Source organism: Acidithiobacillus sp. IBUN Pt1247-S3 (genome assembly GCF_041146875.1).
Lineage (GTDB): Bacteria > Pseudomonadota > Gammaproteobacteria > Acidithiobacillales > Acidithiobacillaceae > Igneacidithiobacillus.
This window is the reverse complement of sequence record NZ_JBFRXP010000036.1, coordinates 1-9,010: the sequence shown is the minus strand read 5'-3', so window position 1 is coordinate 9,010 and position 9,010 is coordinate 1. Positions and strand designations below refer to the sequence as shown.

Annotated in this window: 9 protein-coding genes; 5 read left to right on the top strand and 4 right to left on the bottom strand. The window is 55.6% G+C overall.

Going from position 1 to position 9,010, the window contains the following annotated elements:
• The first annotated feature begins 109 nt into the window (after positions 1-109).
• Both AB4090_RS14425 and AB4090_RS14420 read left to right on the top strand, forming a co-directional pair.
• A complete protein-coding gene (locus AB4090_RS14425) occupies positions 110-688 on the top strand; it encodes an EexN family lipoprotein (RefSeq protein ID WP_369574582.1) in 579 nt (192 codons plus the stop codon).
• A 390-nt stretch (positions 689-1,078) separates the two neighbouring features.
• On the top strand, positions 1,079-1,636 hold the full coding sequence (locus AB4090_RS14420) for a recombinase family protein (protein WP_369574581.1): 558 nt from the start codon (positions 1,079-1,081) through the stop codon (positions 1,634-1,636).
• Between the two features lie 30 nt (positions 1,637-1,666).
• On the opposite strand, the gene AB4090_RS14415 is transcribed toward AB4090_RS14420, so the two are convergent.
• Positions 1,667-1,963 carry a type II toxin-antitoxin system RelE/ParE family toxin gene (locus AB4090_RS14415; protein WP_369574580.1) on the bottom strand — a complete coding sequence of 99 codons (297 nt, stop codon included), beginning with the start codon at positions 1,961-1,963 and terminating at the stop codon, positions 1,667-1,669.
• A 1-nt stretch (position 1,964) separates the two neighbouring features.
• Positions 1,965-2,159 (bottom strand): antitoxin, encoded by a 195-nt coding sequence (locus AB4090_RS14410; protein ID WP_369574579.1) that lies wholly within the window; start codon positions 2,157-2,159, stop codon positions 1,965-1,967.
• A 190-nt stretch (positions 2,160-2,349) separates the two neighbouring features.
• Between AB4090_RS14410 and AB4090_RS14405 the strand changes: the two genes are divergently transcribed.
• Entirely contained in the window at positions 2,350-2,892 is a 543-nt protein-coding gene (locus AB4090_RS14405; RefSeq protein ID WP_369574578.1) for a helix-turn-helix domain-containing protein, read from the top strand.
• A gap of 904 nt (positions 2,893-3,796) precedes the next feature.
• Here the strand turns inward: AB4090_RS14405 and AB4090_RS14400 are convergent.
• Together AB4090_RS14400 and htpG are read right to left on the bottom strand one after the other, a co-directional pair.
• Positions 3,797-4,321, bottom strand: coding sequence for a hypothetical protein (locus tag AB4090_RS14400; RefSeq protein ID WP_369574577.1), 525 nt, complete (start codon positions 4,319-4,321; stop codon positions 3,797-3,799).
• Between the two features lie 85 nt (positions 4,322-4,406).
• Positions 4,407-6,296: a molecular chaperone HtpG gene (gene htpG / locus AB4090_RS14395; protein ID WP_369574576.1), complete on the bottom strand. Its 1,890-nt coding sequence runs from the start codon at positions 6,294-6,296 to the stop codon at positions 4,407-4,409.
• Between the two features lie 257 nt (positions 6,297-6,553).
• Here htpG and AB4090_RS14390 point away from each other — a divergent pair, with 257 nt between their 5' ends.
• A complete protein-coding gene (locus AB4090_RS14390; protein ID WP_369574575.1) occupies positions 6,554-7,861 on the top strand; it encodes an ammonium transporter in 1,308 nt (435 codons plus the stop codon).
• A gap of 195 nt (positions 7,862-8,056) precedes the next feature.
• Entirely contained in the window at positions 8,057-8,944 is an 888-nt protein-coding gene (locus AB4090_RS14385) for an outer membrane beta-barrel protein (protein WP_369574574.1), read from the top strand.
• Positions 8,945-9,010: the final 66 nt, after the last annotated feature.

Below are 9,010 nucleotides of genomic sequence, written 5' to 3'. Positions count from 1 at the left end.
TGATCGCCGTGGGAACCTTCCGGCAGTCACGCTATGCAGCCAGAATCGCCCTGCCCGTGCCCACAATGCGCCGCAACGCAAAGGTAATCGCGGAAATTGGGATTTACTCATGAAACGCGCATCATTTTTTTCCATGGTATGCTTGGCAGTTGTTTTATCTGGTTGTTCCAATGTCGAGCAAGGTCCAGAGGGTACGCACAATGTAAAATGGTATGTAGCTCATGCCAAACAGATGCGGAAGGAGCTTTCCTGGTGCGGAAATCAGGCATCCAGGTTAGCGCTTGAGGCGTGTAAAAATGCTAATGCAGCATATAACTATAACGCACTCAAAGCAGCAATGGGCGGTGGCCCACTGACGAGTAAGGGGCCAACCCCTTCACAACCGCTGCGAGCCAGGAGAGCGAAGCGGGGGCGAGTAGTCCCCAGAAGGCAGCGCGGTGTACTGCATCCGCCGAAGCGACCGCGCAAGCTGGGAGTGCAGGCGTGTGCTGTGCCGCTTGGCTGCCGTCAAGCCATTTGGGAGACGAGTGCACCGACGGCGCCCCAACGAGGGCGTGACGGTGCGCCGGTGACCAGGGCGGCTGGGGCCTATTATCTGGTCGGCAGCGCAAGGCCGATCGCGCAAGGACGCGCGAAAAGGCTTGCTGAGCACGCCGACTCGCTTTTATTTAACGGCCAGCCGGAGTAATATGTATGGCAAATAATGCCGCGCAAAAAAACCTCTGACGAACACACAAAAACCTGCAGAATAACTGCCTTTTTTAATGAGATGGTGAGCCAACGACTATAGCAGACAAAACACAGCTTCATGCAACAACGCTGCTCAGGGGCAATCAGAAAGACAGACAGATAACGCATACAAAGATGTGCCACGTGGTCTTATGTAAGTTTCCTGATTCGTATATAGGTGGTTGCCATGAAGCGTAACTGCCAGCATCAATCCTGCGTAGGGTATACCCCAACCGGATGTCAGGCACCCCCCAGTAATCGTGTCAGAATAGACTCGAATCCGGGTTTTCTTGACGCTCCCCGTCCCTGGTCATAGAGTCTTTCCTGACACTATCACAGGAGGGTTCCCGTGAAAGGACATCGGATCGGCTATGTCCGCGTCAGCAGCTTCGACCAAAACCCGGATCGGCAACTCGAAAACGTCCCCGTCGACAGACTCTTCACCGACCAGGCCTCCGGTAAGGATACCCGGCGACCCGCACTCGATGCCCTGCTCGCCTTCGTGCGCGAGGGCGATACCGTCCTCGTCCACAGCCTGGACCGCCTCGCCCGCAACCTCGATGACCTGCGCCGCCTGGTACAGACGTTGACGGGGCGCGGTGTGCGCGTCGAGTTCGTCAAAGAAGGCCTCGCCTTTACCGGCGACGACGCCCCCATGGCCCAGCTCCTGCTCTCCGTTATGGGCGCCTTCGCTGAGTTCGAGCGCGCCCTGCTCAAGGAACGACAACGCGAGGGCATCGCCCTGGCCAAGCGGCGCGGCGTCTATCGCGGACGCAAAAAAGCCCTCTCTCCCAAACAGGCCGCCGATCTCCGCAGCCGCGCCGCCGCCGGCGAACCCAAAACCCAGCTCGCCACAGCCTTCGGCATCAGCCGCGAAACCCTCTACCAGTACCTCAAACGCAGCTGAATCACGCACGCATCCGCGTTGTCAGGGCCGCTACCCTGTGGGGGCAGGCCCCGGAAACGCACGACGCGCATGCACCACGTCCACGATCTCAATGCAGGCGGTTGTGACACGGTAGAGCACGATGTAGTTCGGGTGCGCAACGATCTCGCGTAGGCCGGGAATCCGCTCGCTCTGACGATACAAATAGGGATGTTCGGCGGTAGGCAATACAGACTCTTCCAGCAGGCGTTTCATACGCCGTGCCGCTAACGGATTCTCGTTGGCGATGTAGCGAATGATATTCGCCAAGTCATCGCGGGCCGGGGCCCGCCAGGCGATGGGTAACAACTCAGGATTTCTTTTGTGCGGAGGTTTCCGCTTCTGCGATGATCGCGTCCATTTCGGCCATCACCTCATCATGCGGAATACTGGGTCGCTGATCCATCAAGCTCGACGCGACCTTTGTACGCAGCCACGCAGTATAGCTAGCCTCCTGATCCGGGGTATCAAACTCGGAGAGGATGGAAGGTAAACCAGCATTCATTCTGGGTGCTCCTCTGTACCGATCATTACTGCGGGGTTAAGCCCTTACTGGACCAATTACACGCCCCTTAGAGCATATATTAGACGGTTTTTGGGCTTACAGGAAACCCAATTTCCGCGATTTGTTAGCCCCAAGCAGTAATGTCCCCTTTCTCCCATTCTAGAATGTCCCCTTCGACTGGCGGAGGGGGATGAGGATGACGAAGGAGTGCATAACGATGAGTCATCGAGAAGTAGATTGTGTGGGGCTGCTGCAATCGCTGCTCAACAAGCAGCTGCGGCAGCGGGAAGTGGCAGAGCGCCTGGGCCTCAGTGTGCGGCAGGTGAAACGGCTGGTAGCGCGCTACCGCGCAGAAGGGGCTGCCAGCCCTCCCCCAGGGCATCCGCTCCATGCCAAAGCCGATCTTGAGTTCCTTGATCCCGTTCTCGGAATGTTCGTCCCGTTGGCGGTACCAGACCAGCGCATCGGCAGCGCTCCCGGACCGGTTGCTGGCGATGGCGTGATAACGGGGAGGGCCGGCTTCCAGGAGTTCTGCCTGATGCGTGTAACGCACCACAATCAAGCGAAACGCCTGGGTGGTCTTCTCCATACTGTGCAGCGTCTCCGCGACAGCGCAATCGGCGTAGTTGCTTCCAGGCTGCGTCGGGAATGGCCGCAATGGCCTCCAAGGTCGGCGCCGCATCCAACCGCCCCCCAATGGCGAAGGTCTTGCCCGTCGCTTCGTAATAGTTAAACAAGACGTCACGACCACGCAAATTTGACCCATCGTGGGCACCGAGGCATACAATATCACCGGCCAGAAAGTTCGCTCTTCGGGGGTGCCCACGATCAGCAGAATGACCGCCCACGATCAACAGAATGCGTAGTTATGCACTCCTTCGCCATCCTCATCCCCCTCCGCCAGTTGAAGGGGACATTCCTGTTTGGGGCTAAGATCTGGTGGCAACAGGCTTGTCTTATGGGAAGGTTCAACGTTCCTGTGGCGCCCCTCTTTGAAGCTCCGGAACAGCACAAATCGATGATGCTTGGGGTAGAGAAATAATTCGCCGCTGCCATCAGTGTGAGTGATGTCCATATCTCTGCACCAAAAAATAGGAGTATGGAGCGACGGCTAGTGGTCATTGACGACTATATTAGCATTCCCATTATTTTTGGTTAGAAAACTACATTATGTGACCCTATGCTCCAAGGGTTGGCGTCGGGTGCCAGATATGAGTCATCACAACACGCTGAAATATAGTTCATTATGTACATTGGAGCACATAGATATGCCTCCAGGTATACTGTCCGTATCAGCCTCCGAAGCCAAAAGTCAGAGGTTCGAATCTTCTACCGCGCACCAATTAAATCAATAAGTTATGAGAATACCGGCCAAGCGCCGGGTTTTTTGTGCCCAAATTGTGTCCATGGCGTGTCCAAACTGTGTCCGCAGATTTTGCCTGATTGGCTGGACAACTGGATATTGACAGTTGGCCTCTGTGTCCACTTTCAGAATCTCTTCCAAACCTGTGCAAGTCTTCATTTCTGACGAGTTCGCTCCTTTTCATCAGGAATATATTCCAGAAGGTCTCCCACAGCACACTCGAGATAGGCGCTCGGGAAACAATATGCGGATCGCCAAGAGGTTCGAACCTTGCCTAAGAGCGCCGATAGGGCTTTGGTGGGATAGGTGTGGAGGCGATTGCTTGGGCAAGTTCGCTGTCGTAGTCGGGAACCCTTGTTCTCGCCCATTGTTGAATGTGCTGTTCTCGGCGTTGACGGGCAGCGACGGTATGCAAGGAGCGGAATTGCCAGATCGCCACCCAAAAGCAAAGCGTTGCCAATACCGCATCCACTAGCCGCAAGTTGGGAAAGAGGTTGACACGGATGAGCACGATGTCGAACACGACACAAAGAAGTAGAGCAGCAGCGGTCATCCACCAAGCTCTTCTTCGGCCTGGTACGCTGGCTTTGCCGAGCTCCCGCGCTAGAATCGCTCGGCGTTGCGTAACTGGCTGCTTTTCCAGCTCAGGTGAGAGCAGCACGACACCCGAAAGTGGCTCTTGCAAGCCAAGCGCATTGTCTGCCAAGTTGCTGTACCAGACTTGCGTGTTCTGATCTCCCAGCTCATTACGCAGGGCAAGTAGTGCGGAGTTACGGTACAGGAGTTCGCGCGGGAGCATATTGGCTCTCCTATTGGCAGTTGGGTGAGTTCGCTGGGCCACATCATAGCAAACGGGATGCCAAGATTGGCACCCCGTTCACCAGCTACTTTGCCAAAGCTAGCATCAGCTGATTCAGGCGGGCAACGAAGCTGGCGGGGTCTTCGAGCTGCCCACCCTCGGCAAGGATTGCCTGGTCGAGCAAGAGCGCTGACCATTCGCCGAAACGAGTTTCATCTGTTTCTTTTTCGATGCGTCCGAGCATCGGGTGCTGCGGATTGATTTCCAACGTCGGCTTGCTGCTCGGCATTTCGTGCCCGGCCTGCTTGAGCAATTGCTGCATGTACAGAGCCATGTCGCGCTCGCCGAGGACAATGCAAGACGGTGAACTGGTAAGGCGATGCGACACCCGTACAGTTTCGACGCGCTCGCCCAAGGCCTTTTTTACCCGTTCGACCAAGCCTTCGGCGGCTTTTTCCGTCTCTTCCTGTGCCTTTTTTTCGTCTTCCGTCTCAACCTGGCCGAGATCTAGATCACCCTTGGCCGCAGATACCAGGCTTTTGCCGTCAAACTCGTGCAGATGGCTGGTCAGCCACTCATCTACCCGATCGCTGAGCAGCAGCACTTCAATGCCCTTCTTACGCAGAAGTTCCAGTTGCGGACTGTTTTTGGCAGCGAGGAAGGAGTCGGCGGTGATGTAGTAGATTTTGTCCTGCCCCTCTTTCATGCGCGCTACATACTCGGTCAAGCAGACATTTTGCGTGTCGCTATCACTATGGGTGCTGGCAAAACGTAGCAATTTCGCAATCTGCTCGCGGTTGTTGAAATCTTCGCCGGGGCCTTCCTTCAATACTCGCCCAAATTCGTTCCAGAAATTCTGATATTTTTCTGGCTCTTTCTCGGCGATCTCCTCCAACAGTCCGAGAATGCGCTTGGTAGCACCGGAGCGCATTTGTTCGATGGTGCGATTGCCCTGCAGGATTTCCCGCGACACATTCAGGGGCAGGTCGCTGGAGTCGATCACCCCGCGCACAAAACGCAGGTAGCGCGGCATGAGCTGTTCCGCGTCGTCCATAATGAACACGCGCTGCACGTAGAGCTTGATGCCGTGGGTCTGTTTCTGCTCCCAGAGGTCAAAGGGCGCCTTGGCGGGAAGATAGAGCAGAGAGGTGTATTCCAGCCGCCCCTCGACGCGGTTGTGTACCCAGGCCAAAGGCTCGCCAAAGTCGTGGCTGACGTGTTGGTAGAACTCCTTGTACTCCTCGTCACTGATGTCTGCCTTGGGGCGCTGCCACAGGGCCGATGCCTTGTTGACCGTCTCCCACTCCGCGCTTGGCTTGCCGTCCTCGCCAAGTTTGCGCATGCGAATCGGCAGGGGGATGTGATCGGAATATTTGCCGATGATGGAACGTAGGCGCCAGGAGTTGAGCAGGTCCTGACGCTCGTCTTCGCGAATGTGCAGAACAATTTCCGTGCCGCGGGCAGGCAGTTCGATGGTTTCCAGGGTGTAGGCGCCGGTGCCGTCAGACTCCCAACGCACGCCATGCTCTGCTGCCATGCCGGCGCGGCGAGTGCTGAGGCTGACGCGCTCGGCAACGATGAAGGCCGAATAGAAACCAACGCCAAATTGTCCGATGAGTTGCGTATCTTTCGCCTGATCGCCGCTGAGGCGCTGGAAAAATTCGCGCGTGCCAGACTTGGCGATGGTGCCGATGTTGGCGATGACTTCGTCGCGGTTCATGCCGATACCATTGTCGCGAATGGTGATGGTGTGCGCTTCCTGGTCGAACTCTACTTCCACTTGCAGGTCGCTGCCGCCTTCCAGCAAAGCTGGATCGGAAAGCGCCTCAAAACGCAGTTTGTCGCAGGCATCGGAGGCATTGGAAAGAAGTTCGCGGAGGAATATCTCTTTGTTGGAATACAGCGAATGAATCATCAACTGCAGAAGCTGATTGACCTCTGTCTGGAACTGCATCGTTTCTTTTTGGGTAGCCATGCCTTCTCCTGAAATCGTGGTGCACGCCATCGTGACCTTCGCAGGGCGAAGATTGGGTTGCACGCCGAAAAAATCAAGGGCTAGGAGGACATCTCGTTGGAGGCTGATGCACATTGTTGGTGCAATGCTTTGACGCGGTTTCCCCAAGTAGTTGAGTTTCTTGGTGCCCATGTTTTGGCCCGGTTTTTGCTCAGTTGGATCGTCCAATTTGGGGACGGTTTGACTTTACAATCAAATATATAGTCTAAGGAGCGTTTATGACACGAAAGGGAGCCTTCGGGGTAGCGACACTTGCTGCCTCTGCCACATTTTTTGCGAGCCCCTGGGCCGTAGCTGATACGGCGACCCCGTTTAAGGGAGGAGATACCGCCTGGATGCTTACTTCGACCGCTTTGGTTTTGTTGATGACCATTCCCGGTCTGGCCCTGTTTTACGGCGGCATGGTGCGACGCAAGAATATCTTGGCGACTGCGGCCCAGAGCTTTGCCGTAACGGCGTTGATCTCGATACTGTGGATGTTCTTCGGGTATTCTTTGGCCTTTACACCGGGAAACGCCTTCATTGGCGGTACCAGCCGTTTTTTTCTGCAAGGCTTGGGATTGGATAGCGCAAATCCGTTGGCGCCGACCATTCCCGAGTCGGTCTATATGACCTTCCAAATGACCTTTGCCATCATCACCCCGGCGCTCATCGTTGGCGCCTTTGCCGAGCGTATGAAGTTTTCCGCACTCCTATGGTTTACTGGTCTGTGGTCGCTATTGGTCTATGCCCCCATCGCGCATATGGTTTGGGGCCCGGGCGGTTGGTTGGGTGGCGATGGCGTGCTGGATTACGCGGGTGGCACGGTGGTGCACATCAACGCCGGTATCGCCGGCTTGGTTGCAGCTTTGGTAATTGGCCGGCGCGTTGGTTACAAGCACGACAACATGCATCCCGCCAATCTGCTCTTCACCCTGATGGGCGCGGCGCTGCTCTGGGTTGGCTGGTTTGGTTTTAATGCAGGTTCAGCCGTAGCCGCTAGTGACCGCGCCGGCATGGCGATGGCCGTAACGCAGATCGCCACAGCGGCGGCAGCACTGGCTTGGACCTTTGTCGAGTGGTGGGCACGTGGTAAGCCTACGGTGCTCGGCATGAGCTCCGGTGCCGTGGCAGGTTTGGTTGCCATTACGCCAGCCTCGGGTTTTGTCGGTCCCATGGGTAGCTTGTGGATTGGTATTGCTGCAGGCATCGGTTGTTTCTGGGCATCGGTCTACGTGAAAAATTGGCTCAATTATGATGATTCCCTTGATGCCTTCGGCGTGCATGCGGTGGGCGGCATTATTGGCGCATTGTTGACCGGCGTCTTTGCGGTAGCGGCAATTGGCGGCACCGCTGGCGTGCTGGAAGGTAATCTGCATCAGCTTTGGGTTCAGGCGACGGGCGTTGGCATCACTATCGGCTACGACGCCATCGTCAGTTGGATTCTTCTCAAGATCATCGACTGGATTATCGGCCTGCGCGTAAGTGAAGACGCTGAGCGCGAAGGCCTGGACGTGAGCCAGCATGGCGAGCAGATCTATATGTAAAGATGTCTCGGATCCGGCATGGCCTCGGGTAAGACTGGGGCCATGATTAGAGTAGGAATGCACCTTTTTAGGGATATACGCTCTACTTTGGTGCGTCCAGCATGGTAAATCGCCCGATTTTCCTAAGTTTTTCTCGCATGATTTTTGCTTTTAACGTTTTGCAATATCACAAACATCGTATTTGGAGCGTATACAATGAAACGAAACCCCTCTTCCGTAAAAAAATCTTTTTCCTATTTCGCCGTGGTCCTTGCGGGCTTGTCTGCCAGTGAGGAGCTGCAGGCGGCGCCACTCAGTCTCCCGGCACCCTTGCACGTTGATGCGGGTCCGCTCGGAAAACTCAACGTGCAGGGAGTGGCGAGCGCCTATGGTATGTGGCAAGACAATGCCTTTGCCGGGTCGGGTACGCCAGCCAATAAAACTGCCTCTGCGGATATCAGTAACGGTCTGGTGATGGTTTCCAAGACCGACGGCATGTTACAGTTTGCGGTGCAAGCGGGGGCGTACAACGTGATTACCCTGGGGGCGCCCTTCGCGTCTACCGGAACCTTCACCCAAAATACCTTTGGCGCCTTGCCAACGGCCTATGTAGAATTTGCGCCAACGGATAATTTCAACATCCAGGTCGGCAAGTTGTTCACCCTGATTGGTGCCGAATATACCTTCTCCTACCAGAACTGGAACATCAATCGCGGTTTGTTGTGGGGGCAGGAAAACGCCGTCAATAAAGGCGTACAGCTAAACTACACGGCCGGTCCGGTCACCGCTAATCTCTCTTGGAACGATGGTTTTTATTCCAATCGTTTCAACTGGGTGACGGGGATGTTGAACTGGGCAATCGACAGCAAAAACAGCGTATTTGTGCAGGCCGGTGGCAATCTCGGGCATACCGACTACGTGCACGAGAGTCTTGCGACAGCGCCGCTGCAGAACAACGAGACCATTGCCGTTGCCGGTTATACCTATACTGGCGAAAAATTAGTGGTAACACCGTATCTGCAATACACCACTGTCCCGGCCAGCGCCATTCAGGCGCTGGGGGCAGGCACCCCGAGTTCGACAGTTAATTTTATAACTCATTGATATTGCGAATAGCGATTTTAAAACGCTCCACTACAACAGAGTCAGTTGCTGAGACGCGGCTGGTTT

Bases quoted from the DNA above. Each gene is read 5' to 3' on its own strand.
- AB4090_RS14400 (WP_369574577.1), bottom strand. From the start codon at position 4,321: ATGCTCCCGCGCGAACTCCTGTACCGTAACTCCGCACTACTTGCCCTG.
- AB4090_RS14390 (WP_369574575.1), top strand. From the start codon at position 6,554: ATGACACGAAAGGGAGCCTTCGGGGTAGCGACACTTGCTGCCTCTGCC.
- AB4090_RS14385 (WP_369574574.1), top strand. From the start codon at position 8,057: ATGAAACGAAACCCCTCTTCCGTAAAAAAATCTTTTTCCTATTTCGCC.
- AB4090_RS14410 (WP_369574579.1), bottom strand. From the start codon at position 2,159: ATGAATGCTGGTTTACCTTCCATCCTCTCCGAGTTTGATACCCCGGAT.
- htpG (WP_369574576.1), bottom strand. From the start codon at position 6,296: ATGGCTACCCAAAAAGAAACGATGCAGTTCCAGACAGAGGTCAATCAG.
- AB4090_RS14425 (WP_369574582.1), top strand. From the start codon at position 110: ATGAAACGCGCATCATTTTTTTCCATGGTATGCTTGGCAGTTGTTTTA.
- AB4090_RS14405 (WP_369574578.1), top strand. From the start codon at position 2,350: ATGAGGATGACGAAGGAGTGCATAACGATGAGTCATCGAGAAGTAGAT.